This is a genomic window from Halobacteriovorax vibrionivorans, from assembly GCF_003346865.1.
Lineage (GTDB): Bacteria > Bdellovibrionota > Bacteriovoracia > Bacteriovoracales > Bacteriovoracaceae > Halobacteriovorax_A > Halobacteriovorax_A vibrionivorans.
This window is the reverse complement of sequence record NZ_QDKL01000001.1, coordinates 89,349-114,440: the sequence shown is the minus strand read 5'-3', so window position 1 is coordinate 114,440 and position 25,092 is coordinate 89,349. Positions and strand designations below refer to the sequence as shown.

General features: G+C 35.5%; 24 protein-coding genes. 13 read left to right on the top strand and 11 right to left on the bottom strand.

From position 1 onward, the window contains the following. Positions 1-69 precede the first annotated feature (69 nt). Entirely contained in the window at positions 70-528 is a 459-nt protein-coding gene (locus DAY19_RS00575) for a hypothetical protein (protein ID WP_114705239.1), read from the top strand. 37 nt (positions 529-565) lie between these two features. On the opposite strand, the gene DAY19_RS00570 is transcribed toward DAY19_RS00575, so the two are convergent. Next, positions 566-1,615 carry an NAD(P)-dependent alcohol dehydrogenase gene (locus tag DAY19_RS00570; RefSeq protein WP_114705238.1) on the bottom strand — a complete coding sequence of 350 codons (1,050 nt, stop codon included), beginning with the start codon at positions 1,613-1,615 and terminating at the stop codon, positions 566-568. A 221-nt stretch (positions 1,616-1,836) separates the two neighbouring features. Here DAY19_RS00570 and DAY19_RS00565 point away from each other — a divergent pair, with 221 nt between their 5' ends. From DAY19_RS00565 to DAY19_RS00550, 4 genes are all read left to right on the top strand, one after another. Continuing rightward, a complete protein-coding gene (locus DAY19_RS00565) occupies positions 1,837-2,238 on the top strand; it encodes a hypothetical protein (protein WP_114705237.1) in 402 nt (133 codons plus the stop codon). Between the two features lie 55 nt (positions 2,239-2,293). Further along, entirely contained in the window at positions 2,294-6,169 is a 3,876-nt protein-coding gene (locus DAY19_RS00560) for a hydantoinase B/oxoprolinase family protein (protein WP_114705236.1), read from the top strand. 66 nt (positions 6,170-6,235) lie between these two features. Continuing rightward, positions 6,236-7,075, top strand: a complete 840-nt coding sequence (locus DAY19_RS00555) for a methyltransferase domain-containing protein (protein ID WP_114705235.1) — start codon at positions 6,236-6,238, stop codon at positions 7,073-7,075. A 72-nt stretch (positions 7,076-7,147) separates the two neighbouring features. After that, positions 7,148-8,065 carry a universal stress protein gene (locus DAY19_RS00550; protein ID WP_114705234.1) on the top strand — a complete coding sequence of 306 codons (918 nt, stop codon included), beginning with the start codon at positions 7,148-7,150 and terminating at the stop codon, positions 8,063-8,065. A 1-nt stretch (position 8,066) separates the two neighbouring features. Here DAY19_RS00550 and DAY19_RS00545 read toward each other — a convergent pair whose 3' ends face one another. Next, on the bottom strand, positions 8,067-9,227 hold the full coding sequence (locus DAY19_RS00545; RefSeq protein ID WP_133296842.1) for a sensor histidine kinase: 1,161 nt from the start codon (positions 9,225-9,227) through the stop codon (positions 8,067-8,069). Between the two features lie 181 nt (positions 9,228-9,408). On the opposite strand from DAY19_RS00545, the gene DAY19_RS00540 reads away from it, so the two are divergent. The 4 genes from DAY19_RS00540 (at position 9,409) to DAY19_RS00525 (ending at position 15,232) form a co-directional block, all read left to right on the top strand. Further along, the gene (locus DAY19_RS00540) at positions 9,409-10,035 is read left to right on the top strand and encodes a hypothetical protein (protein ID WP_133296841.1); all 627 of its coding nucleotides are present in this window, start codon (positions 9,409-9,411) and stop codon (positions 10,033-10,035) included. A 93-nt stretch (positions 10,036-10,128) separates the two neighbouring features. After that, a complete protein-coding gene (locus DAY19_RS00535; protein WP_114705231.1) occupies positions 10,129-12,036 on the top strand; it encodes a hypothetical protein in 1,908 nt (635 codons plus the stop codon). 41 nt (positions 12,037-12,077) lie between these two features. After that, complete coding sequence (locus tag DAY19_RS00530) at positions 12,078-12,551, top strand: hypothetical protein (RefSeq protein ID WP_114705230.1); 474 nt, start codon at positions 12,078-12,080, stop codon at positions 12,549-12,551. Further along, positions 12,548-15,232, top strand: a complete 2,685-nt coding sequence (locus DAY19_RS00525) for a hypothetical protein (RefSeq protein WP_114705229.1) — start codon at positions 12,548-12,550, stop codon at positions 15,230-15,232. The genes DAY19_RS00530 and DAY19_RS00525 overlap by 4 nt, the downstream gene beginning before the upstream one ends. Before the next feature lie 16 nt (positions 15,233-15,248). Here the strand turns inward: DAY19_RS00525 and DAY19_RS00520 are convergent, their stop codons facing one another. The 5 genes from DAY19_RS00520 to DAY19_RS00500 form a co-directional block, all read right to left on the bottom strand. Then, positions 15,249-15,641, bottom strand: a complete 393-nt coding sequence (locus DAY19_RS00520; protein ID WP_114705228.1) for a catalase family protein — start codon at positions 15,639-15,641, stop codon at positions 15,249-15,251. Continuing rightward, positions 15,631-16,338: a catalase gene (locus DAY19_RS00515; protein ID WP_114705227.1), complete on the bottom strand. Its 708-nt coding sequence runs from the start codon at positions 16,336-16,338 to the stop codon at positions 15,631-15,633. The genes DAY19_RS00520 and DAY19_RS00515 overlap by 11 nt, the downstream gene beginning before the upstream one ends. A 113-nt stretch (positions 16,339-16,451) precedes the next feature. Then, entirely contained in the window at positions 16,452-17,822 is a 1,371-nt protein-coding gene (locus tag DAY19_RS00510; protein ID WP_114705226.1) for a family 14 glycosylhydrolase, read from the bottom strand. A 50-nt stretch (positions 17,823-17,872) separates the two neighbouring features. Continuing rightward, entirely contained in the window at positions 17,873-18,220 is a 348-nt protein-coding gene (locus DAY19_RS00505) for a 4a-hydroxytetrahydrobiopterin dehydratase (RefSeq protein ID WP_114705225.1), read from the bottom strand. 8 nt (positions 18,221-18,228) lie between these two features. Further along, a complete protein-coding gene (locus tag DAY19_RS00500; RefSeq protein WP_114705224.1) occupies positions 18,229-18,540 on the bottom strand; it encodes an NGG1p interacting factor NIF3 in 312 nt (103 codons plus the stop codon). A 171-nt stretch (positions 18,541-18,711) separates the two neighbouring features. Between DAY19_RS00500 and DAY19_RS00495 the strand changes: the two genes are divergently transcribed. Continuing rightward, positions 18,712-19,092 carry a hypothetical protein gene (locus DAY19_RS00495; protein ID WP_114705223.1) on the top strand — a complete coding sequence of 127 codons (381 nt, stop codon included), beginning with the start codon at positions 18,712-18,714 and terminating at the stop codon, positions 19,090-19,092. Between the two features lie 36 nt (positions 19,093-19,128). Here DAY19_RS00495 and DAY19_RS00490 read toward each other — a convergent pair whose 3' ends face one another. The 3 genes from DAY19_RS00490 to DAY19_RS00480 all read right to left on the bottom strand — a co-directional run bounded on the left by DAY19_RS00490 (position 19,129) and on the right by DAY19_RS00480 (position 22,184). After that, positions 19,129-19,674 carry a glutathione peroxidase gene (locus DAY19_RS00490; protein ID WP_114705222.1) on the bottom strand — a complete coding sequence of 182 codons (546 nt, stop codon included), beginning with the start codon at positions 19,672-19,674 and terminating at the stop codon, positions 19,129-19,131. A 45-nt stretch (positions 19,675-19,719) separates the two neighbouring features. Next, the gene (locus DAY19_RS00485; RefSeq protein WP_114705221.1) at positions 19,720-21,894 is read right to left on the bottom strand and encodes an OsmC domain/YcaO domain-containing protein; all 2,175 of its coding nucleotides are present in this window, start codon (positions 21,892-21,894) and stop codon (positions 19,720-19,722) included. A 65-nt stretch (positions 21,895-21,959) separates the two neighbouring features. Beyond that, positions 21,960-22,184 carry a hypothetical protein gene (locus DAY19_RS00480; protein ID WP_114705220.1) on the bottom strand — a complete coding sequence of 75 codons (225 nt, stop codon included), beginning with the start codon at positions 22,182-22,184 and terminating at the stop codon, positions 21,960-21,962. Between the two features lie 151 nt (positions 22,185-22,335). On the opposite strand from DAY19_RS00480, the gene DAY19_RS00475 reads away from it, so the two are divergent. The 3 genes from DAY19_RS00475 (at position 22,336) to DAY19_RS00465 (ending at position 24,144) form a co-directional block, all read left to right on the top strand. Next, positions 22,336-22,791, top strand: a complete 456-nt coding sequence (locus DAY19_RS00475; protein WP_114705219.1) for a hypothetical protein — start codon at positions 22,336-22,338, stop codon at positions 22,789-22,791. Positions 22,792-22,902: 111 nt separating this feature from the next. Further along, positions 22,903-23,496, top strand: coding sequence for an OmpW/AlkL family protein (locus DAY19_RS00470; protein ID WP_114705218.1), 594 nt, complete (start codon positions 22,903-22,905; stop codon positions 23,494-23,496). Between the two features lie 81 nt (positions 23,497-23,577). After that, complete coding sequence (locus DAY19_RS00465; protein ID WP_114705217.1) at positions 23,578-24,144, top strand: GNAT family N-acetyltransferase; 567 nt, start codon at positions 23,578-23,580, stop codon at positions 24,142-24,144. Here the strand turns inward: DAY19_RS00465 and DAY19_RS00460 are convergent. Continuing rightward, complete coding sequence (locus DAY19_RS00460; RefSeq protein ID WP_114705216.1) at positions 24,141-25,085, bottom strand: hypothetical protein; 945 nt, start codon at positions 25,083-25,085, stop codon at positions 24,141-24,143. The two genes, DAY19_RS00465 and DAY19_RS00460, sit on opposite strands and share 4 nt — an antisense overlap. Between the last annotated feature and the right edge of the window lie 7 nt (positions 25,086-25,092).

The window sequence follows — 25,092 nt, the reverse complement described above, 5'->3', positions numbered from 1 at the left end:
TATTTTATCTTTTAAAGACACCTTCTTATAAGTATTTAGATTTAAAACAAATACCTTAAGGAGATCTCTATGAAGTCAGTTATTGCAGTAATGACTGTATTATTATCAACTTACACGTTTTCAGCAGCTAGTTTAAATTGTGAGCTTGTATATGGTGAAGGTGTCTATATAAATATGAGTGTTGAGTTTCAGGCAATAGATGATTCTCGTGGACTTCCTTATTCTCTAAAAGACATTGTAGGAACAGAAGTTGTAATTGATGGAACAATGAACCAAAATCATGAAGATAATGATGATATTGGAGAAGAGTGGACATATGTAACTCCTGGTGCTCGTACAACAACGATTAGAAATGATGAATGGAATCAAAGTGGTTTAGGCTTCTATGTTGATACTTGTGAAGACTGCGATTTTAATGGAGCAACTTATCAGTATCGTCGTTCAAATGAAGGTGAAATCTTCATCACTGAAATGTATGGCTCTGATGGGTCTGGAGAATTCTCTCTTTATTCTTGTGAAAGAAATTAAATATAGAAAAGGGCCAATTAATGGCCCTTTTTTTATTCTACGATACTTTTAAATTTGTCATGTCGATGACATATCGATGAGATGGATTTTCTTTTTGTAGTTTATCCCACGCTTCATTTATTTGCTCTGGCTTTATAACCTCACAATCTGGATGAATATTATGTTCAGCACAGAAATCCAAAACCTCTTGTGTTTCTTTAATCCCACCGATTAATGAACCTGCAATTCGACGTCTTCCCATTATAAGTGGCGCAGTAACGGGCTCATCCATTTCACCAACCTGACCTACGATCACATGAGTGCCATCGATATCAAGTAGAGGTGTGTATGTATCAAAGTCGTGTTTTACAGGAACTGTATCGATAATTAAGTCAAAAGAAGAAGCAGCTGCTTCGAGTGCACTTTCATCTCGAGATGATAGGATTGCTTTTGCACCTATTGCCTTTGCTTCTTTTTCTTTATCTGTAGATCGACTAATAACTGTAACTTCTGCACCCATTGCTGATGCAAGTTTTACGGCCATGTGCCCAAGGCCTCCAAGACCAATTACACCAACTCTAGTTCCTTTTTTTACATTCCATGTTTTTAAAGGCGAGTATGTTGTAATACCTGCACATAAAATTGGTGCAGCTTTTGAGATATCGAGTTTATCTGAGATTTTAAGAACAAATTCTTCACGTGCAACAATATGCTTTGAGTAACCACCTTGTGTGATTTCTCCTGTTATACGATCTTCTGAGCCATATGTTGCAGTCATACCTTCACGACAATATTGTTCTTCATGATTATGGCATTGGTCACAAGTTTGGCAACTATCAACCATGCAACCGACACCGACGCTATCGCCAACTTTATATTTTTTTACTTCTGGGCCTACGTCTATGACTTTCCCGATAATTTCATGTCCTGGAATAAGAGGGTAGGGTTGCTCTCCCCAGTCTCCATGTACTGTGTGAAGATCAGAGTGACATATTCCACTATAAAGTATTTCAATGGCAACATCGTTCCCTCTTAGTTTCCTTCTTGAAAACTCATAAGGTTCTAATCCCGATGTTGGTGAATGTGCTGCGTATCCTACTGTTTTCATTGTTACTCCAATTGTTAATGGGTTTATATGAATGACATTATTACGCATCTATTGATTTGAATAAATAGGGTACTCGTTAAAGCTTTGTTAACTTTTGGTAAATAATAGCGATTAATAATAATTGTATAGGACTCATGTCTTTATTCTAATATTCAGAACGGTCTTTGCTTGATAAAAAGTCAATGTAGTTAACAAAAAGGTTAACAAAATAGGAGTTAATTATGAAAAATGTATTTTTATTATTGGCCATTGCGCTAAATAGCTTCGTTTTTGCTTCGGCCGCTCTTGATCAGGCAGCGCAAGAAGAGATTGTTTCTTTTATTGCAAAAGTTGAAAGAAAGTATCTTTGGAGAGCGGGATATCAAAATGTTAGTTCAAACTTCTCTAAGTTATCACAGAGCTCTTTTAGTTCATATTTAGATCGTGTATTTGAGCAAGACCTTGAAAAGTCTGAGATTCATGAAATTAGAAGCTGCTTAGAGGCCAAAGATTGTGCCGCGTATAATATTAGTATTCAGTCTGAATATCACAGTGGGTATGGTGTGGATTCGGTCTTTGTTCTTATTAATTTAAATAGTGGTAAGTACAATGCTGACATAAAGCACAACGTCTATAGTGAGTAATTTGCAATCTCGTTAAGCCTTCTGCACAATGAAGTAAAGCGGGAGGCTAAAACGAATGGATACAAATAATAAATGGGATTTTTGGATTGATTGTGGTGGAACCTTCACTGATATTGTGGCCATCGATACTAATGGCTCTTACCAAACGGAAAAACTACTCACAAAATCTCCTCATTATAAATCTTCTGTCGTTCAAGGTATAAAGAATCTTCTTGGAGATGATTTTTCACCAAAAATAATTAATAAAGTTAGACTTGGTACTACTGTCGCAACAAATGCATTCCTAGAAAGAGACGGTATTGATTGTGCACTTGTTACAACTCTTGGCTTTAGAGATCTTCTTGAAATAAGAAGACAAAATCGTCCACGCCTATTTGACTTAGATATTAAAAAAGCAAAACCTCTTTATAAAACAGTCGTAAATATTAAAGAGAGAATAGATGCAAGTGGAAATATCATCACTAAACTCGATGAGGAAATTGCCTATTTCGAATTAATGAGATTATACGAGCAAGGCCTTCGCTCAGTTGCTATTGCACTTATGCATTCATGTATAAATCCAGAGCACGAGTTAAAAGTTGCCCAGATTGCAAAAAAAATTGGCTTTGAATATATAAGTCTATCACATGAAACGAGCCCTATTTCAAAGTATGTATATCGTGCTGAGACATCTGTAGTGGATGCATATCTCACTCCTCTTTTAGATATCTATACAAAAGAGTTAGAAGATGACTTAGGCGGTGTTGATATTGTTTACATGCAATCAAATGGTGGATTATGTGATGCTAAGACTTTAAAAGGACAAAATACTCTTCTTTCAGGGCCTGCTGGTGGCTTAATCGGTGCTATCAAAAGCAGTGTAAAGAGAGATATCAATAAGATCATCACTTTTGATATGGGTGGTACATCAACTGATGTTGCTATCTATGATGGTGAGATCAAACTTGATAATGAACCTGACTTTCTAGGAATTAAGCTTTTAGCACCAATGCTTGATATTCATACCGTTGCAGCAGGTGGTGGATCAATATTAAAATTTGATGGAGGACGATTTGCTGTCGGACCTGAGTCAGCAGGGGCATTTCCAGGTCCTGCTTGTTATCGAAATGGAGGACCATTAACTGTAACTGATGCAAACCTCTTTTTGGGACGACTTGAAGCGGATAAGTTTCCAAAGATATTTGGACCTAATCGCAATCAAGCTCTTGATGAAGAGATCGTAAGTGAGAAGTTTAATAAGCTAGCTAAAGAGGCTGGAATGGATGCTAAAGAGGTTGCAGAGGGATTTCTTGATGTTGCCGCTTCAACAATGGCACGTGCAATTAAAAAAGTTTCAGTTGAAAAGGGAGAAGATCCAGCAGATTTCACAATGGTGAGCTTTGGTGGAGCTGCGGGGCAAATGGCATGTAAAGTTGCAGACGCTATTGGTATTAAGAAAATTTTTGTTCATCCATTTTCAAGTGTTTTATCAGCTTATGGAATAGGGACAGCAAATGAAAGTTTTCGTGTCATGAAAGCTTATACTAAAAACTTTTCTAAGATAAATGAAGAAGAGATTAAAGAGAAATTCACTGAGCTACATAAAGAGATTGAAGAAAATTTAAATAATGTTGATCGTTTTACAAATGAGCTATTGATGCGTGCAAAGGGTAGTGATTATGAAATTAATGTATCAGCAGAAAAGTTTAATGCTATCTCTAACGAGTTCTCAAAGGCCTATGAAAAGCTCTTTGGTGTTGAGCTTGAAGGGGAGGCAGAAGTTGTTAGTCTCGTCTCAACTGGAGAGAGGCTTTCTGGACATAGTGAAGAGTTAATAAAGGATGAGGCACTTAATGACATTGAAGGTCCAGCTCTTTTAAGCGCAAATAATACCTGCTTGGTCTTTGATGAAGGATGGAGAGGTTCTAAAAATAAGTATGGTGAATGGATTCTTACGAAAGAAGAAGATGTAAAGCAAGATGAAACTTCAGAGCGTGACGCCAAAGTAGAGCTAGAGATTTACTATCAAAGATTTCAATCGATAGCCGAACAAATGGGGCATACTCTACAAAACTTGGCACATAGTATAACGATTAAAGAACGTAATGATTTTTCTTGTGCGCTTTTTACAAAAGATGCAGAGCTATTAGCAAATGCGCCCCATATCCCAGTTCATTTAGGATCTATGGGGGATGCTGTTAAGGCCATCGCTGAAAAATTTAACGATGATATCAATGAAGGTGATGGATTTATTTGTAATGATCCTAATTATGGCGGTACACATTTGCCAGACATTACTGCTATTACACCGATATTCTTTGAAGGGAAGCTATCAATGTATGTGGCCAGCCGAGGACACCATGCTGATATCGGAGGAATAAGTCCTGGATCAATGCCCGGAAAGAGCACAAAATTGTCTCAAGAAGGTGTTGTTATTGCTCCTGAGAGAATTATTGAAAAAGGACGCTTCTTAGAAGAGAAACTTTCTAAGATTTTAAAAGAAGGACAATTTCCTGCTCGAATACCAATTCAAAATATTCATGATATTAAGGCCCAATTTGCGGCAAATCAAAAAGCACGCACAGAGCTTCACTCTTTAGTTGATTCTTATGGTGCTGCAAAAACTCTAGCAATGGCCGAAGCGATCTTAGCTTATTCACATAAGAAGATTATTGAAGTGCTTAAAAAATTTAAAGAAGGTACTTCTAATACAAATATAACTAATGAGAGATCAATTACTGTTAAAATGACAAATCACCATGAAGATAAGTTAGTGATTGATTTTACTGGAACATCTCCTTGCGGAGATCATAACTTTAATACGCCACTGCCAGTAGTAAAAGCATCAATCTTATTTGCACTACGTTGTCTTATAAAGGAAGAGATCCCTCTTAATGATGGTATTGCTAGATACTTAGACATAAAGATCCCTAAGGGATCTCTACTAAATCCAAGTATTGAAAGTGCTGTAGTTGCAGGTAACGTTGAAACATCTCAAGTTATTTGTGATCTTATTTTTGAATCTCTTGGTGTTAAGGCACATGGGCAAGGGACAATGAATAATTTAAGTTTTGGTAACGAAGAATACCAATATTACGAAACTCTTGGTGGAGGAGCCGGGGCAAGTTCTAGTGGAGATGGTGCAAGTGCTATTCAAGTAGGTATGACCAATTCTCTTCTTACTGATCCCGAAGTCTTTGAGAGTCGCTTACCTGTTCGTATCGAATTGATGGGAATTAGACAAGGAAGTGGTGGAATTGGAGAGTTCCGTGGAGGAAGTGGAATCTACCGCCATCTCTTATTTCTACAAGACAGTGACTTAAGTATGATCTCGCAAAGAAGGCTAAGCTCTCCTACTGGAATAAATGGTGGGGAAGATGGCCTAAGAGGAAAGAATATTCTAGAGAGAAAGAACGGAGAAGTTTTTGAGTTAGAAGAATGCTTTCAAACTAAAGTTGAGAAGATGGATCGACTTATGGTTTGTACTCCTGGTGGAGGAGGCTTTGGTAAGGCCCCTGATGAAGGAGAGCATCTTGTTTTCGGATTTGGATCTAATATGGATATTTCTCAAATTAGAAAGAGATGTCCTAGTTCTTCATTTGTAACAAGGGCCAGATTAGACGGCTATGAGTTGCGTTATACAACCTATTCTGAAGTTAGAAAGGGTGGCGTTGCTGATATGTATGAAGCCCCTGGAAAGAGTATGTGGGGTGCTGTCTATCGCTTAAATGATCATGACCTAGCAACTTTAGATGAAATAGAGTGTAGTATGAATAATTACACTCGAATCCAAAGAGAAGTAATTGATGATAATGGGCGAAAACTTAAGGTCTATTGTTATGATGTAAATGATAAGGAGCCGGATATTTCTCCAACTAATATCTATCACTGGCTTGTTTATAGTGGGGCCTATAATTTAGGAACATTAAATAAGTATTTAAAAGCCTTATAATAGATAGGATTTAGAAAGAGCAAATTTAAATGGTGCATCAAGGCATTTAAAATGGTATGAGTACTTATGTTTCAAAAGCCTGAAAAGAAGTGGACTAAGGTCCTGTCACAACCATTTGAAAAGCAGTCAAAGTTTCTTAACAAGATCTGTAAAGTTAATCGAAGAGATGCACTTATTCTTAATGAGAGATATTTTGATGGACTGAGTTTCCCATTAGTTGGGGAAATTGTTGAACTCGTTCAAAAAGTTATCGCTGCCGGGGAGTTTGATCCAAGCTTTCGTGATCTCATTTTAGATCGCCTTCTAAGAGTCATTGGTATTGAGGAGCTTTATCCTGAAGACTATGAAGATGGTAATGAGTGTAACGGCGATGATGACAATGTTATCTTCGGCGAAAACTACCATGTCTATACTGCCTGTTATGATGATCTGGATATTCTCGTAAATTTCATTAATTCAACTGATGGTATTAGCAACCTATGTGATCTTGGCTCCGGTTCTGGAAGAGCTCTATTTTATCTGGCCATGAAGGTTAAGAAGGAATTAAATTATCTGGGATTAGAATTAGTTGATGAAAGGGTCAAGTTTACTAATGAAATCTCAAAATACTTCTCTTTGGATAATGTAAGATTTCAAACTTGTGACTTTTTAGAAGATCCGCAAGCGTTCCACGGATATGATGCTTATTATCTTTATGACTCTGTTGGTACTGAAAATGTTCCTCATTTAATCGGACATTTTAAGAACCTTATTGATGATGGCCAGAAGTTTTATTTATTCTTTATTTCTGGTTGGGATGAAATCATGCTTTCGGCATTAAATGAACTTGATGGACTAAAGCTTGTTGAAGGTAATGACAGTCATAAGCAAGAAGGTCGAGTCGTAAATATCTACCAAACTCTATAAGCTAACTTAAATTAAGTATCTTAAATTCTTCGATGAAAATAAAATGAGTATGTTATATTCTTCGGAGGAAATATGAAAGAAATGCTAATCTGTTCAGATCTCTATGAAGGCTCAGATAATAACCTTAAGTCTGGATACTCCTTTGCGAGTAGTCTCGGTCTTAAACCCAAAATTTATCATATCGATACAATGACTCCTCAGTTAAATAAACAATTTCATCCTCTTACTGTTAAGCCTCGCTATATTAAAGATCCTATTTGGAATAAAGATATTGAAGCTACTGTTCTAGATATGGCCAATAAGGCGTTAGCAAGAGTAGGGATTGAAAAAGAAAAGGTTGATTTTGAAAACTTTGAAGGCTCAATCAATGAAGGAATTGAGCATCTAACAGAGCATGTTGATCTAGAAATGATGGCAATAGGAATTACTCATCATGGTGGTTTTCATCGCTTCTTTTTAAATACATTTGCAGAAAAGTCTTTATTCCATGTAAAAAAAGATGTTCTCGTAAGTAAGAAGGCCGTAGAGAATTATTCTCACCTTACTTATTTAATACCTTATACACCTTTAGATGAAGACGATTTAGCAAAAGTTATTCACATCGCCAAATGTAATGAAGCAAAGGTCCATATGGATTGTGTCGTCCCAATTAACTTTGTGGGGTATAGTCTAGAGCTTTTTTCCAATGAGCCTTATCCTCGAGAAATTTTAACAAGCGAATTATCTGATATGCGCAGTAAAGCAGAAAAAGAATTACAGAAAGCACACAAAATTATGAAGGATGCCAATATCGAGTGTTCGTATTCTTTGGAGATGGTACTAAACGAAGATGCAGCTAAGCGTGTAGAAGAAATTGTGCAAAAAGAAAACTCTGATCTGGTTATTATAAAGCCTCAGCACTATACGTTTGAGCACTTATCAATTGGAAGTGTCTCATTGGATATTATGAAGAATGTAAGTAGTAACCTTCTTCTTTTAAAAGTCGAATAGTTTATATCTTGGCCCAGTTATTCTCTGGTATACTTATATAGGCTTCTGTCCATGCATTTTCTTTGCTATTAAAACTTAGTTCAAAATTATCATCTTGTAGAAGATATTTTGCAGCACTAAGTCCTAGCCCACTTCCTTTACTCCTTGTTATTGTTGATATGAAGGGGAGTGTTATCATATCTAAGTACTCTTTAGATATACCTATACCAAAGTCTTTTATTGTTATTCGCAAATTGTTTTTAGAATCTATACTGGCATATATCTCTATTTTCTTGCGAGATTTATCATTGTTTTTTTTAACTGCAGAAATCGAGTTTTTAATTATATTTTTCAATGATTGTATGAAGTTTTCCTTTGTTGCCAATATCATATAATCTTTTACACCTTCATCAATCTCTATTTGAATTCCATGTTTTTTTATCTTTTTATGAAAATGAGATGTGCTTTCTAAAATTAATTCATAGAGGTCTTGCTTTTCTCTCTTATGTGTTGCAGATCGAAATGTCAGCTCTATGGTTTCTACAATTTCATTGATTCGATTATTTGAGCCCTCCAATATCGATAGAATGCGTTGCGCTTTTGTATTATCTGGGCTTATCTTTTTAATTTCTTCTTCAAGTAGATGAGTTGAATTTATTGAGAGGTTTAAAGGGTTTCTTAATTCGTGTGCCATTGACTTTATTAACTCTAATATTCTTAAGTAATTAGTGCGCTCAATTTCTTTTTCTTTTTCTCTTAATAACTCCATTGCCTGTTGTTGAACTTTTTCTTTAAGCTCTTTTTCTGTTTGCTTTTGTGCTGTGATATCACAGATATATCCTTCTAGAGCAATAATTTTATCACCGTCATAAACGCCAACACCTTGCTCCCATAAGTAGATAATCCTCCCATCCTTGTGTCTAACTCTATATTCTGTTGTGTAGTAGTTATGAGCTTCAAGGGCCTCATCAACAGTCTGTCTTACGATGAATTTATCTTCTTTAAGAGTGATATCATCAAAAGAAACCTTGGCATTGTTTAAGATCTCATCTTGTGTATAGCCAGTGATTCTTTCAATACCAGAGGTAATGAACTCCATAGTCCAATATTTATCATTGCGACACCGGTAGGCTATGCCATCGATACTTTCAAGAAGAATATCTAAGTTAATTTTTTGTACCACGAGCTAATCTTCGGTTTAGAAGTGTAGTTAGCTAAGTTAATTAAAAACAAAGGCTTAGCTTAAGTTTCTTAGTTTTTTAGTGAAATACTCAAGCTTGGTGTCTAAATATTTTTCACATAATAATTTCATGAAATCGCGAGTATATCTAAGTAATACGCTTTGATATGCTAGATTATTTTCAATGAGAAAGGTTATTTCAATAATATTATTAAGCGTCTTTATGCTAAGTGCACCTGTACATGCAAGTACTGAGTATAAGTGTATAAAGCAGTACCAAGATAAAATAGAGACATTTTATCCTAAAGAGTCTGTGGAAAATGATGAAGGCTGGGTATACAAGCTTAAGGGTTTTTATTGGCTATCTAAAGTCATTGGTAAACCTGCTGCGGCTTTTATTGTTGCTTTCGTTCCAGGCTCTATTCCTGTTGTCTTATCTATATCAACTGTGGCCGCCTTCTTTGATCTTTTAAAGAACGAAAAGGGAATTATAGGTGCTTATATTGTTTTAAAAATGTCTGAAGTAGAAGAGCATGAATTTGCAAATCAGGATATTGATTCAAAGATAGAAGAAGAAGTTCTGCAACTTCAAGAAAATAAATATAAGCGAGAAGAAAATCTTTTTAATACTTTTGTTGAAAGAGTTAATCGTAAATATAAAAATACTGATTTTTCTTATGAGCAGGTTAGAAGAGCAGTCGTAGAAATTGCTTCAAGTGATGATCAGCTTTGCCAGCGTAAGGGAAAAGAGAAGTTTACTTCTCTTTATCGCCTTATTCGCCTGACAAAGAAGAGGTTGATTTATAAATAACTAGATAATGTAAGCTATCGAAAATATGTGGCGCGCAAAGAATCCTTCTATATATTCTCTTGATTTATTTTTAATATAACCGATAAGAACCCTATGAGATTAGAGGGGATTATCATTTTTATTGCTCTTGTTACGAGTATCGTATCTAGGGCAGAGTCTATTGAGGAATTATGTAATTCTCTTCGTTTAGAAGACCCAAGTTGTTCAACTATTGAAATCCCCAAATCAATCCTTCCTAAAGAGATTAGTGAAAATTCATTACGTCGTTGGCATTGGATTATTGAAAAAGCAGAAGAGAAAAAAGACCTTCTTCAAGCTGAAATAGACAATAACAAAGGGATGTTGCGCTTTTTACGTAATGACTTTGTCGAAGAGGATGAAAGTAGGCAATGGTATATAAATGAATTCAAAGATATTGAAAGTGATTATTTAAAGTTAAAAGAAATTACCAAGCAAATTGAAGTCGTCTCAGATAAATTAAATATCTGCTTTAGAGTCTGTAGTCCAAAGATGCGAATTGAAAATGAAGAGCATTTAAAAAAACTTCAAAAGCTAAAGATTTTACTACTTTCTAAACGCCCCATTTTAGCAGGGCCAGAAATTGAAAGTATCATTAAAAGTAAAGAAGAGGGAGATCTTAAGTCCGCACTGGTTAAAACATACTCTGATTATTTATCTGGTGCTCAAGATCAAATAAGGGAGATTAATACGCGATTTTCGCCTGAGCAAAGACAATATGACTTTGCTATCAACGAAGAAGTTAATGAGGAATTACAAAAAGAGAGAATTAAAGTCCTCTTTGATATTATAAATGGCAATGATGTCGTTGATGATACTACTTCCTCTATTTTATCAACATTAGATTGGCGAAAAGAGGTTATGAAAGAGCCAAGTCTAGCGTGCAGTCTTTATGAAAGGAATAAGAGTTACTTAACTGATCAGAAGATAAAGGAATTAGGCCTTGAGGTTGGAATGTTTGTTGCACCTTTTGTTGCAGGCCCTGCCTTTAGACTAGGTGTTTGGGGGCTTCGTGGTTTAGGGTTAGCAAAGTGGGGAATGAGAGAAGAAATCTATGCTTCAATTACAAAAGCAACGACAGGACTCTCTAGTGCAACCTTTTTTGCAAAAGATCTCGTTGCAATCCCAGAGAAAAAAGAACAATGTGAATCTCTATTAAATAATTTTATAAAGTCTAAGCAAGATACTTATTATCAAAAATATACAGAGTGTTCTGAGGAGCTAAGCCAAGAGATTCTCTTAACTTCCGTGAGTACAGCTCTAAGTGGTCTTTCATCTTTAGGTCCAATTAAGCAGGCCTTTGAATTATCAAAGAAATATGATCCAAATTCCCGTCTTTTCCATGTTAAGACAATGGATGAGCTTAGCTTTTATCTTGGAAAGAAGCCAATCGATAATGAAGTATTTGGAGATGCAGGATATAAGCTTTCTATTGAGAAGGGTGATTATTATGTTCTAAATCTTAATAGTTCAAATAAAGAAGTTAGGACAATGAGTTCAAATTATTGGAATTTTGTTTCAGATACTTATCAGCGAAGATTAAACCTCTCTGAAAATGAAGTAAAAGACTTCATTCAAAGTAGTCGACAAATGGAAGATCGAACCACTTTGATTATTAGTACAGAAAAAGGGGCAGCTGATTCCATGAGAGGTGGACTGGCCTTTGTAACATCTTCAAAAGCTGATGAATTAATGCCTTTTGAAAAAGCAACAGGGGTAAAGGTCGATCGTCGTCCTGGGCGAAAGGTTGCAGAAGCGGTTCGTTTTACTGTTGATGATAAGAAAGGAGACCGTAAATTAAGCGAAGAATTACTAGGCCAATTAATCACTTCAATGGATGCAGATGATTCTCTGGATGGAATTTATATATTCACATCAAAGGCCCATGAGCGTTTATATGAGAGAATTCTAAAAAAACGTGGCATCAGTTTTAATCGAGTAAAAGACCTCGATCGAGATGTTGTTCTAGAGATAAGGCCTTAATATTCCTCAAGTATTAACACATAATAGCCGATGAGTTAGGTATGAGATTCCCTAAGTACTTATTATTATTTTTCATTCTATTTCAGACGTTTGCTTCAAAAATTATATGGCAACCAAAGCGTGAAATTGGAAATACGACGATTTGGAAGAGTACCCAAACAAAAAGTATTAGAGGATCAACTCAAGTTTTAAAATCATCAAAATCATTTTTAGCTAATATAGATAAGCGCGACAAATTTGTTAAGTCACTTGAAAAGAAAAAGCGAAATGGAATGAAGTTTTTAGGGATTAGTGATTGGAATGCTTTTGAATACAAGTGGAAGAATGATGAGTTAACAATTTCTGGTTATTATATTGATCGTAAAGGTCTTAAAAATTATTTTTATGAAAGACACACTTTTTTAAATGATAAACGTATTATTAGTCTCATTACTTCTCTTGATAAAGACAAGTTAAACAAAGAAGTAATAAGTAGCTTTTTTCAATCGACTCTTAAGTGGGAGAGTCGTAAATGAGAAAACTATTAAGTTCTATTATTATTCTTTTTCTAAGTTTTAATGTCCTAGCATTTAGTAATAGTGACATAATTGATCAATTTAGATCTTTTGGCTCAGTAACAGATACTTATGACTATATTAGTTGTAGTTCTGAAAGCTCAGTTAAAGGACCTTTATCTGAAGATACATTTCAAAGTTTTTGTGAGGTCGTTAAAAATAGCGATGCATGTAAGGATGTTGAAGAAGACGAGAAGATAACTTGTGAAAGTATCGATGAAAATGAAATCGATATTACAAGTTTTTCTTTCATATATAATTGTTTTCGAGGACTTTGGCGCTCACTCGTGAACCTTTTTGAATTTGTTGTTGAAATGATAAAGGGAAGCCTTGGTTATGTGTTTGATTCTGAATTACGACAAGAAAAGAATGAGGCCCTCGGTGAATACTATGATTCTTTTAAGAATTACTTAGCTATTGAATTTGATAAAGCTTATGAAGAAACAGGCGATGATGTGGATGCATCACTTCTTGTTGCTAAAGACATTATGAAGATGGGGATGGATGCCATCTCTGATATGATTAAAGATACCTACTATACATTAGGTTGTTATAATCAAAAAGCAAGACAGGCAAGAGTATGTGAGATCGTTGGTGAGGTTATTATGCCTCCTGCCGCTGCTGTGGCGTTGATCTTTAAAGGTCCAAAGATGGTAAAACGACTTAAAGAGGTCGTTTCAGAACATACAAAGAAGCCACAATCATCAATTGTATCGGATGAAGATCTAGCGAAAAAGAAAGCCGCTAGGGCCCTAAGTCCAGAAGAGGCTCGCAACTCAAATACAAGAGCTATATCAGCTAAGTTAGAAGAGATTATAAAAGAAGAAGAAATAAATTTTCTTTCTGCTCCTCAAATCGGTCAAGGAATCCAATTAGTTGCTATTCGCTCTAAAGAAAATAGAATTCGTAAGTTCGCTAACCCTGTTATCAAATCTGATAATGGAAATGAATTATCAATTTCATATCTAGATATAGATACAGGTAAGATTATTAACGAGAATATAAATAATGTAGATCGTAAAAGAATAATTGCGGCAATCGATCGTTTAAATGGAAGACGTTTTAATTTTCAAGATGATTCATATTACAATTCACTTGGGATAAAGGGGACACAAGAGCTCAATGAATCTCAAAAAAATCAATTAGGGCAAATGATCAATGGCCTTAATAAAGACGAGCAACAGAAATTTAAAGCATATGCACAAAGACTTGGGGAAGATATTTCTGATATTAGAAATCCTCGCTCATTAGTCTCTTCACTCAATGATGGGGATGCATATAGTGATGTTCTATCTCTTTATTCAAATATCGTTAAGTCATCAAGTAGTGCTCAAAAATTTAAGAAGTTTGATCAGTGGGTTAAATCAGATGCGCATGCTCTTTATTTATATGACTTCTTATTAAAAGATGGTGTTGAAAAGAATAGCGATTCTCTTCGCTACCTCATGGCCCGAAATGAATATTTTAAAAATGTAAGACCAATTAGGGGGCCACCTGGAACTCTCGTTACATTCTCGTTTGAAAAAGAAAGTAATATTGAAGATATTACTTTATGGTTTAAGACAACTGGCATTAGTGATGAAGAATGGCTTCAGATACCGAGTGACGAAAGATTAAAAAGAATAAAAGATGCTACTAATGTTAAGAAAGATTCAGTATCTGAAAATCGTATAACTGGAACAGAGTTTAAGCCTAAATACATTGGTGGTTATTCACAAGAGTTAGGGCATGATTCCTCTGATAAGAGCTATACTTGGGAAATAGCTAATAAGAAATATGAAATTAATTTAGAACGTACTCTTGATGAAGTTTCTGAAGTTTCGAAATTTACAGGTGAAAGACATTCATTTCATACTCATGTTGTATTTGATATGCCTAAAGATTATAAACATTTTGACCGTTTTCAGTTATGGTCAAAACAAGCAAATGATTATTTATACTTAAAAGGAATGGAAGAAGGACTTCATGGGAACTATTTAACAAGTGTTGCTCATTTTGATTCAGATGCTCCAAAACGAGCACGTGCTAGTGTTAATAATACCTTACCATCATCTTTATCTAGTATTTCTTTACAAAGTCATAAATTCTTTTCAATGGGGATTCGTGGAAATCTCTACGGTAAATCACCAATAGAAAATCATACTAAAATTGGTCTTGAACTTAGAGATACAACGCGTAAGTTGGATATTCTTGGTGACCATATGAGAAAAATTACAACGACAGTGCAAGAGTTTAAATGGGAAAGCTTACCAAACGAAGTGACTCGTTCAAATATGCCTATCGTTCGTGTAAATGAAGATATGATCGACAATGACCTTAAGGGGATTGTTAGCGATCCTTTCTTAAATCGATTGAAGTCTGATGTTGTAACAGCATCGATCGCTCTAAATCGATTTGAAGAGGGACGCTACTTTGATTATCAAAGAGGGACCTTTAGAGAGCTTACTTCAGAAGATAAGAAACAGATCGTTGAAGCAAGACATTACTTTATTGATGAAATGGGAAAAATTGATCGTGAATTAATAGAGATGAAAAGAAAAGGTGAGTCCTTTGAAAAAGAAGATGTCGAGATGGCCGTTCAAATGACTCTTTCTGAATGGGCAAAGATGGCAAGGGTCTCACGCTTCTATGATGGGATTTAAAAGGGGATATAGAATCCTATATCCCGTTATAGTCATGTCTTAATTTTGACTGATTCAAATAGACCTCAAGACGAATTCTATTTACGCCTCCTAATGGTCGATTAACTTCTGGTGCTCGCCATGGATTAAAGGTCATATTCTCACATGCTGACATTCTCATTTCGTCACGAACTCGATGCTGCCTATTTACGATTAGGCGTCCAACCTTAATTTGTGGTGATTTCTTCTCATCCCACGATAGCATTGCATTTTCGATATTATTCTTTTTTGGATCTTTATTTGGTTGAATATAGAAGTCAAAACAACCTTGTTCACTCTTAAGAGTTCTTGCTAAGCGCTCTCCTAAGTAATCATGACTAGGATTGTCTGGGATCGTATCCTTGTTCTTACGACATGATTTAAAACTCATTTTTCATGCTGGTACTACCTAGTTTATAAGGTGTTGCTGAAGAGTAGTCGATATCAAGTGGATTTGAGACTTCAACTCGTGCCTTCATTATTCTCTTAAGTGATCCCCAATGTGTCAGTAAGTATCCAATAACACCAAATCGTCCTTGTGTTGCTTCCATGAATTTTTCATATTTTTTAGGATTTGCAATGAAAAAACTATCAGCATTCATCATAACTAGATCGTGGATATTCTTATTTCCTTCAAGACCAATATCTTGAAGATAGTTTTGATAGGGAACGCCGATTATTTTTACGGCCATACCTCGAATATCTTTTTCGATATCTGCTTTTGAAGGATCAGGGTCTCCATTAGAGAAGCGAATAATACTTTGATATTTTCTATTTTCTTCAAATAGGCCAACTCTTAGTTTTTGAGGTAGTTTAGAATTATCAATTGTAAGTTCTGATTTTACACAACCATGATGTTTTGGATGAGCATCCCTTTTCATGATTTTATTATTTCCTGTCGCTTCGATTAGTGTTTCTTTGAAAATCTCACCGACACGACTCATATTTGCTACTTCATCTTGTCCCCAGACTTCACCTTGTTCTACTTTTGGTTGAAGTGCATTGACAGAGGCAACTTGTCGTTCACTCTTTTGATTTTGACATGAAATTATTAAGCTTAACAAAGCTACAATCTTTAAACTCTTCATAAACCCCTCACTTGTTCCTAAATTATTTTACCTTAATTACTTAATACTCCAAGGACCATTAAATGCGGTAAAATTACCTTTTTGGTGAGTGATTTCTATATAAGTACTTGTAATTATTGTTTTGTCATTTGTCTAAATCTGTCTTTTGCTAGCTGACTGCTAAGGATCGTACCCATTCGTAAAAAGGTAACTCCATCATAGTTTCCAAAGTAGAGTGCATCTGCAATATTATCCCAAGCTTTGTGATCGTGGAGAGTGCCTGCTAGAGCATTTTCTCCTAAGATACGTACGCCTTGTTTCTGTGCTTCCTGAGCAACCCAGAATACTAATGCCTTCGCATAGCTTTGTGCATTTGTTGGACCTTCAAGATTATTCATTTCTAAACAAGTAAAATGAAAATTTAATTGATGAAAGTCCTTCTCTTTTCTAAGTTCATTGATTATACCGATGATTCTATTATAACCATGTCCTGTTTTATCACTAAAGATATCTTGATCAGTTGATATCAGTCCTGCATTAAGCTCTGCCAATCGATCAGCACCTGGTGCAACTCGCCAGTGTATTCCTGGTACTTTAAAGCCTAATTGAATATGGGCCTCTGATCTAAAGGTATCAATGGCCGCTCCAAGAATTCTCTTTCCGTGTTCACGTAAACTTTTAGAATACCAATTATAAAAGTCCTTACCATAATTAGTGTGTTGTTCTTGAGCTGGAAAAAAGAAGAAAGGATTAGGAGGTGCAACTTCTTTGAAAGAAGATAGATTAAAGCCCCACATGAAGTTTACAGTATCAATATTAGAATACTTATTTCTAACGTAGTTTCTAAAGCTTTCTATTGCTAGCTCAGAATAGGCTTGAAGTGCTCCACGTGTTGGATAACCTGATCCATTATCGTGTGAATTATATGAAGGATAGCGAAGCTCACCGGCAGGGCCAAGGCTTACATTAATTTCATATATATCTTTCATCTTATGTGAAAAGTTCATTTTAAATGAGCCCATGACCTCATAAAACTCATTGATCGCTTTGTGGGTAGACCAAACAGATAGATATTCTTTTGAAAAGTTTCCTTGCTCACTTTTAGACATGGCACTCGTACCATACTTTTGCCATAACCAATTTGGGATTGGTACATCACATGTATCACCAACGTTACCACCACATTTATGGAATGATAGAATCGGTACCCACTTAAGGCCAGCGTCTATAATAAGATCACTCAACACTTGATAGTATTGCCAATTAAATTTATTATCTTCTTTTTCTATTAGTCCCCACCAGATATCAGTACTAACTCCTGTTGCTCCTAGGGACTTTATTTCATTTAATTGATCTTGAAATTTTCGTAACTCAGCTTTTGAATATTCAGACGACAAGTTATTTGGATCACCTATGACTAAAGGGGCCATGACATTGAATACTTTTGCGGAAGTCGTTAAACAATACAATGTTAGAAAGAGGGAGAGTAAAGCTTTAGATTTCATGTCTTACTTATAGCTATACTTCTCCCTAAATAATAGATGTTTTGAATTTTTTATAGATTATTAGACTTTAAGATATCGTCCACTTTTGCTGCAAATATAAAATCACTTTCCACTAAGTCATCAATTTTATGTGTCCAAAGATCAACTTTCAGCTTACCAAAGCTTACGTGTAGATCAGGATGGTGCCATTGCTCATCTGCAACCTTTGCGATTTCATTTGCAATTTTCATTGGTTGGTCAAACTTTTCGCAATCAACTTCAAGAGACAGCCTTGTTTTATCATTAGTGAAGCTCCAACGTTTGTCGATTTGCTCTTTAAGGCTTAGTTTTTCCTCAAGAGGCAAGGGAGGTACTCCTCCTTGGCAAGGTATACATGTTTTCTCTTTCAATGAAGTCATATTTCCTCCTAAAAATTTACTAGTTCATAAAGGTCGATTGCTGGCTCCTCATAGGGATGGGCCGTTCTTAACGCCTTAATTACTTCTTTAACTTTATCATCAGGACAAATCGTTTCCACCTTAAGTTCTCTTACTTTTTCAATAATTCCGGATTCGCCAATATGGGGATTTGCTTGATTATTTGGACGAAATTGACCGATACCTTCTGTCTCAAATGAACATTTGTCATAGTTGCCAATGGTTCCAGCACCGGCATTAAAGATGGCCTCTTTTACTTCTTGTGCGTCATCTACAGGAACAAAAAATACTAGTTTTTTCATTATTAACTCACTTTTTTTTTGATCAAAAACTTAACAGTGCTCTATAAAATATACTTGATATCTACTAATTAATCTAATTCTTGATATAAATGACTCTCAACAATTACTCCCCAAGAAAAAATAAAAATTAATCTTAATGATGATTTAATTTCATCTTAACTAGGGGGATATATGAAAAACATTCTAATTTTAATTGCCACTTTAATTTCTTATTCTGCATTTGCTTCAAATGTTGATTTTCCAGATTACACTTGTAATGTTTCAAAGTACTCAGATGACACTGTTTTTGGTGAGGAATTTGAAATGAAAAGAGACAATTCTAGTCGTTACAATCTAATGAGTACTGTTGTAGATAATATTGAGTTTAAAGTTGCTCTTGTCGATAAAGCTTCTGGTTCACAAGCATCTTTTACAACAAATTATAAAGATCAAGGGATTCAGGTTTCTTCACAACAAGACTTTAACGGAGTACAGATTATTTTTGGGCCGACTCATCAAGTTGGGACTACAGGCTATATTGTAACTTGTGATAGAAGTTCACTAGATTGGTAATAAATATAGGACCTGCCTAAAGCAGGTCCTTTCTTATTAAATAAGTTCTTTGATTTTTGAAGTGATTTTTTCATCTCTTGGATCAATGTCAGGAAAGTACCTTTCAACAATTTCTCCATTTTCGTTTAAAAGGAACTTTTCAAAGTTCCAATGTATATCATGAGCTTGTCCTGAGATTAGACCTTTGCTTGTAAGTAATTGCTCAAAGTCTGGTTTGTCATTTCTTACTGCCTCTTTTTTCCCTTCTGTTAAAGCTTGATAGAGTGGGTGTTGACCTTCTCCTTTAACAACAATCTTTTCATTCACAGGAAATGTTACGTTGTACTCCATTGAACAAAAGTTTTGAATTTCTTCATTAGTACCTGGCTCTTGTTGTAAGAACTCATTTGCCGGAAAAGCAAGAATTTCAAGTCCTTTATCTTTGTATTCAGAATATAGTTTTTGTAGCCCTTCGTATTGTGGTGTAAGTCCACATTTTGAAGCAACATTAACTACAAGATATGCCTTAGCATCAAAGTCCTTAATTGTTTTATCTAGGCCTTTTCCATCTTTAAATTTAATTTCATTTATATTTGTACTCATGTGATAACCTCCATAGTTTTAACTAATAGAGGTTACCATAAAGATTTATTTAAAAAAGTTGTGGCGTGCCATTTGTAGCTTTTTATAACTTTCAATTAACTTTAGATGCTTATCAATACCTATAAGACTAGAATTTGTCTGAGTTAGGCCATCAAAGCGATTCTCTAGGGTTAATGTCTTAGTTACTCGCTCCATTAATTCGGCCCCATACATCTTAGTGAAGCTTTCAAGATAATCCGCTATTTCAAGATCATCTGCCAGTTCTATATCAAGTGCATTATTGAGTGCCTGATAAAAGCGTCTTCTTTCTATTGTATTATCGTTGAATGTACCAAGCATTTCGACGAGATGCTTAGCTTCTTCATAATTTTGTAGAGCAAGATAACCAAGTGCCTTGAGTTCTCCAATAACTAATTGTCCCCATACAGTACTTTCATCAAATGCAACTCCAATTAACTCAGAAATTGGCATGTAATTATCAAGCTCACTGTCTTCAAGTCGTTCAATTAGTGAACTTAGGTCTTCATTGTTTAAAGAATGGAGATTTAAAATATCTTCTCTGAAGTCTAGTGCTTGATTATGGTTGTCCCAAATTAGATCTTCTGGTTGATAAATTTCTGAGTATTCTGGAACAAGAATACGACAAGCACTTGCTCCTAGCTCGTTATAATCTGCTATATAAACTTCTTTACCTAGCTCTTCTAAGATTCCCATTAGATATTGGTATTCTTCTTGAGTCGAACCAGAAAAGTTCCATTCATTAAATTCGTATTGTGGCCTAGCACCAAAGAAGCGCCAAGAGATAACTCCTGTTGAATCAATAAAATGATCAACAATATTATTGTGTTCACGAATAGCAAATTCATTAAATGTTGGAGGGAATGTGTCATTCATCCCTTCAAAGCTTCGACCTTGTAAAAGCTCTGTCAGGCTTCTTTCAAGTGCCACTTCAAAACGTGGGTGAGCACCAAAGGATGCAAATACACCTCCATTTCTTGGATTCATGAGAGTCACACACATAACGGGAAACTTACCACCTAAAGAAGCATCTTTTACAACAATTGGAAAACCAGCTTCTTCAAGTTTGTTAATCCCTTCTAGTATTGTTGGATACTTTTCTAAAACACTTTTTGGAACATCCGGTAGTGTGATCTCTTCTGTAATAATTTGATTTTTTACAGCTCTTTCAAAAATTTCTGAAAGACATTGCACACGAGCTTCATATTTTGTATTCCCAGCACTCATTCCATTACTTACAAATAAGTTTGCAATGAGGTTGGCAGGTATGTATACCGTTTGGCCATCAGAATGACGCTCAAAAGGTAGTGCACAGATTCCACGCTCTTTATTTCCTGAATTTGTATCAATTAAATTTGAGGCCCTAAGCTCGCCACCGTTATCGTAAGCATTAAGAAGAGTTTCATCCATTAATCCAGACGGAATAGATTCATTGTTTGGAATCTTAAACCATTTTTCATTTGGGTAATGAACAAATTCTGCATTAGCGATATCCTCACCAAGATAATAATCGCTGTAGAAATAATTCGTGCTAATACGCTCTAGATATTCACCTAGAGCAGAAGCAAGGGCCGCATCTTTTGTGGCACCTTTTCCATTTGTAAAACACATCGGAGAGTCAGCATCGCGAATGTGAACTGACCAAACATGAGGAACTTGGTTTCTCCATGATGCAATTTCAATTTGAATTCCCAGGTTTGCTAGAAGTCCTGTCATATTCTTTATTGTTTCTTCTAAAGAACAATCTTTACCTGGAATCATCGTCTTGGTTTCATTTACTTCGTAGTCAAGTTTGACATCGTTACCAAGTATTTCTTTTGCTTCTATCTTAAAATCAATTTCATTTTGAATAACTCGCTTAACAGTACATCGATTCATTGAAGCAAGAATCCCTTTCTTATCTTTTTCAGATATTGAAGCAGGAAGCTCGGCATGTATAACAAATGATTGCTTGTAGCGATTATCAGGGTCCACTATATTTTGCTGACTTATGCGAATATCCTCTGTAGGGATATCTCTGCTTTTACAATAGACCTTTGCAAAATAAGCTGCACACATGGCCGAAGAGGCCAGAAAATAGTCATAAGGGCCAGGTGCTGTACCATCTCCCTTGTAGCGCACAGGCTGATCAGAGATGATTTTAAAATCATCGAAACTGGCTTCAATTTTTAAATTATCGAGGTATCTTACGTTTACTTGCATAAGGCAGATATAGCAGTATTTAAGGTGATTTACAGCTATTTCCCCTCATTCCTATAAGTTTTACCCTAGATCACACGTAACTTCTTTTTAGTTGGCCTAGAATTAGAAAATTGGATTGTTTCAAATGAGGTAAGAGAGTCGCTGGAGCCTAACATCATTGCTAGATAATCATCAAATTCGTTTCCTCTATCCATTTTTTTAGACGTAATTTCAGTAGCTTGAGCCTCTTCTAATTCTGTGATTAGCTTCTCTAATTCATTAAGTATCATTCTAGCTTTTAAATTCTTCATATATTCCCCTTTGTATATCTCTATATTGCACCTTGTTGTTTTCTATTAGGAGGGGAGGATTCTGACTTTTTGACTTTTCTTAACTTGCAAAATCTTGTCATCGATGGTTTTTATTGCGAATATGTCTTTCGCTAATTTAAAGGAGAATTAAATGAAATCACTCGTTTTGATGCTGGCAATGTTGCCTGCTTTAGTATTTGGTTATAGTAATCCAGACGCTAAGACTCTTATGAATGAATACCAAGAGTTTCGCTCAATGGTATCAAATATGGAACACGATTACCTAGTTGGTGGTTGGTATAAGGCCAAAGACTTTGGTGATACAACTGTTATGTGGCTTCTTAGTGATGACTTAACAGATCGTGAAGTTATTAGATTTTTTAGAAAGAAAGATGATGGCTCAGTTTTTACTGTTACTTACCATCGTTCAGACTACATTGTAGATGGTAGAATTGTTCTTCGTCGTTTCGTTGGCCCAGAGCCAACTGGTTGGATTAACCACACTATTGATTTCGAAACAGGTGAGCACTTAGGCTCACAAGGTTGGTGGCCATTCTTTGATGAAAGCGACCATGACTTTATGAAAAAGTGGGGATTCCACTACTAAAATAAAATTAAGCCTACTTTGTAGGCTTTTTTTTATTACTCTGATTTAACTCATAATATTTTAAAATCTCCTTTGATATTTTTAATTCATAGAAATTTCAAAGGAGTTTTTGTGAAAAAAACATCAATCGTTTCAATTTTACTTTTTCTAATGTTTAGTTCTTTCTCATTTGCAGAAGGAAATTCAATGGTTCGTGTAAGGGCCTTAAGCGTAACCCCTGATGTTTCAGACAATATCGGTGGTAATATTGCAATTAATAATGAATCAGTTCCAGAGATCGACTTCTCTTACTTCTTCAATCAAAACTTTGCACTTGAGTTAATTCTTGCAACAGCAACTCATGATGTAAACCTCAATGGAACAGGAAGCCTTGGTAGCGTTTCTTTACTACCTCCAACTTTATTAGCGCAATACCATATGGAATTTGGAGACTTCAAACCATATGTAGGTGCTGGTATCAACTATACAATCTTTTATGGAGAGGTACCGGGAGATATGGTCTCGACAAAGTATGATGATGCATTTGGATATGCCTTACAACTAGGAACTGATATCAAAGTTGCTCAGAATTTATATCTCAACCTTGATGTGAAAAAGCTTTACTTACAAGCTGATGCAACTGTTGATACAGGATCTGGTGTTGTGAATGCTGAAGTTGATATCGACCCTTTACTTGTAGGGATCGGTATTGGTTTTAGATTCTAGTTTCTTGAAGGGTGGCCATAACACTTGGCCACCTTCTCTTTTTTAACTTGTCCTTTTATTTCTAAGAGCTAAACTATTTCTATGAAAGAAATAGATATTCAAATCTTAAATTCGCAAGACTTTAATAAATACTATTATAAGTATAAGAACGATGTTTTTGAAGATGATCATAGTTATGTACTATGGGATATTCTTTCAGAAACAGAACTTTCAAATGTAAAAAGACTCCAAGAAAATTTAGGAGAACCTTTTAAGTTATGTTTGGCCGCCTTTGATAAAGAGGGGAACTTCCTTGGCTGGAGTTGGGGATATCAAGAAAGTAGTACAACATTTTATATGTGTAATTCAGCAGTACTTCCACAATATCGAAGACAAGGTATTTATGGGGCCATTTTAGACAAGTGTCTGGCCATTCTAGAAGCGGAAGGATTTCAAATGGTCTATTCTCGCCACTGTGCTACGAATAATTCTGTTATTATACCTAAACTTAAAGCTGGCTTTTTAATTTCAAAAATGGAGCTAGATGATAAGTTTGGTGTCTTGATACATTTACACCACTATTTTAATGAGAAGAGAAAAAAGGTCATGGATTATCGCGCCGGACAGATTAGGCCCGACGCAGATATTAAGAAGTTATTTAAAATTTAGCGAACACAATAATAAGAATACACCTTAGTATTTACTGACCATGGGTTTCTTACTGGTGTTGGATTCATAAGACCTGGATGATAAACTTTTCCACCACTAATGGCCCAAACCGTTTGTCCAATTGAAACACCTCCATTCCAATCACCATAAGCATCAATAGCTTCTAGTTCATTTGCATTAGGAAGTCTTGCATAAATATTGTCACAGGCTCTTTCTGCTTGTCTCATTGAAGTCGCTCGACCTACTGATCCGTTATGTGTTCCTACAATTGTAAGATTGCGACGTCCTATTTGTACCGTTGCTGGAAACTTTGTTCTTTGAAAATCTTCAAACATTGTAGAGGCAATTTGAGACATGACAACAGACGGTTGTCCTTGTCCTTGATATGTTTTCGTCGACCCATCAGAACTTACTAGAGTAAGTGTAACCTGAATTCCGCCACGGCAATTAGGTGCATATGAATAAGATCCATATGCCATATAGTCTACTAAAGCTCCTGCATTATTTGGAATCCATCCTGGACGTTGTCCATTATTTATAGAGTCCATAATGTAGCGAATATTATTCATATGGACGAATTCTAGTTTACGATTAACCACCGGAAAATTACGATAATAACTATCGAAATATGCCTTAAGAGTATTTTCTAGAGTTACATCCATATACTTATACTGTGTAGCAAGGCGCACATTCTTGTCATATAGAGCATCGAAAGTAACAAGAAGATCCAAGGCTTCATCTCCCTTTGCTCCAGATTGCATTAGCTGAGATGCTAATCCTGTCATTTCACGCATATACTCAGAACGTGTTTGAGAATAAGCTTGTTTGTATGCACACAGGTCTGCTCCTCTTATAAAGGGGATTGAGGCCCAGAGACGAGCTGCTTGAGAGTGTGCACTAACTCCTATTAAGAGAATAAGTGCAAGGGATTTGAGTTTCATAGATTTC

Excerpts from the sequence above, each read along its gene's own strand:
- DAY19_RS00575 (WP_114705239.1), top strand. The coding sequence starts at position 70 with ATGAAGTCAGTTATTGCAGTAATGACTGTATTATTATCAACTTACACG.
- DAY19_RS00570 (WP_114705238.1), bottom strand. The coding sequence starts at position 1,615 with ATGAAAACAGTAGGATACGCAGCACATTCACCAACATCGGGATTAGAA.
- DAY19_RS00565 (WP_114705237.1), top strand. The coding sequence starts at position 1,837 with ATGAAAAATGTATTTTTATTATTGGCCATTGCGCTAAATAGCTTCGTT.
- DAY19_RS00560 (WP_114705236.1), top strand. The coding sequence starts at position 2,294 with ATGGATACAAATAATAAATGGGATTTTTGGATTGATTGTGGTGGAACC.
- DAY19_RS00555 (WP_114705235.1), top strand. The coding sequence starts at position 6,236 with ATGTTTCAAAAGCCTGAAAAGAAGTGGACTAAGGTCCTGTCACAACCA.
- DAY19_RS00550 (WP_114705234.1), top strand. The coding sequence starts at position 7,148 with ATGAAAGAAATGCTAATCTGTTCAGATCTCTATGAAGGCTCAGATAAT.
- DAY19_RS00540 (WP_133296841.1), top strand. The coding sequence starts at position 9,409 with ATGAGAAAGGTTATTTCAATAATATTATTAAGCGTCTTTATGCTAAGT.
- DAY19_RS00535 (WP_114705231.1), top strand. The coding sequence starts at position 10,129 with ATGAGATTAGAGGGGATTATCATTTTTATTGCTCTTGTTACGAGTATC.
- DAY19_RS00530 (WP_114705230.1), top strand. The coding sequence starts at position 12,078 with ATGAGATTCCCTAAGTACTTATTATTATTTTTCATTCTATTTCAGACG.
- DAY19_RS00525 (WP_114705229.1), top strand. The coding sequence starts at position 12,548 with ATGAGAAAACTATTAAGTTCTATTATTATTCTTTTTCTAAGTTTTAAT.
- DAY19_RS00520 (WP_114705228.1), bottom strand. The coding sequence starts at position 15,641 with ATGAGTTTTAAATCATGTCGTAAGAACAAGGATACGATCCCAGACAAT.
- DAY19_RS00515 (WP_114705227.1), bottom strand. The coding sequence starts at position 16,338 with ATGAAGAGTTTAAAGATTGTAGCTTTGTTAAGCTTAATAATTTCATGT.
- DAY19_RS00510 (WP_114705226.1), bottom strand. The coding sequence starts at position 17,822 with ATGAAATCTAAAGCTTTACTCTCCCTCTTTCTAACATTGTATTGTTTA.
- DAY19_RS00505 (WP_114705225.1), bottom strand. The coding sequence starts at position 18,220 with ATGACTTCATTGAAAGAGAAAACATGTATACCTTGCCAAGGAGGAGTA.
- DAY19_RS00500 (WP_114705224.1), bottom strand. The coding sequence starts at position 18,540 with ATGAAAAAACTAGTATTTTTTGTTCCTGTAGATGACGCACAAGAAGTA.
- DAY19_RS00495 (WP_114705223.1), top strand. The coding sequence starts at position 18,712 with ATGAAAAACATTCTAATTTTAATTGCCACTTTAATTTCTTATTCTGCA.
- DAY19_RS00490 (WP_114705222.1), bottom strand. The coding sequence starts at position 19,674 with ATGAGTACAAATATAAATGAAATTAAATTTAAAGATGGAAAAGGCCTA.
- DAY19_RS00485 (WP_114705221.1), bottom strand. The coding sequence starts at position 21,894 with ATGCAAGTAAACGTAAGATACCTCGATAATTTAAAAATTGAAGCCAGT.
- DAY19_RS00480 (WP_114705220.1), bottom strand. The coding sequence starts at position 22,184 with ATGAAGAATTTAAAAGCTAGAATGATACTTAATGAATTAGAGAAGCTA.
- DAY19_RS00475 (WP_114705219.1), top strand. The coding sequence starts at position 22,336 with ATGAAATCACTCGTTTTGATGCTGGCAATGTTGCCTGCTTTAGTATTT.
- DAY19_RS00465 (WP_114705217.1), top strand. The coding sequence starts at position 23,578 with ATGAAAGAAATAGATATTCAAATCTTAAATTCGCAAGACTTTAATAAA.
- DAY19_RS00460 (WP_114705216.1), bottom strand. The coding sequence starts at position 25,085 with ATGAAACTCAAATCCCTTGCACTTATTCTCTTAATAGGAGTTAGTGCA.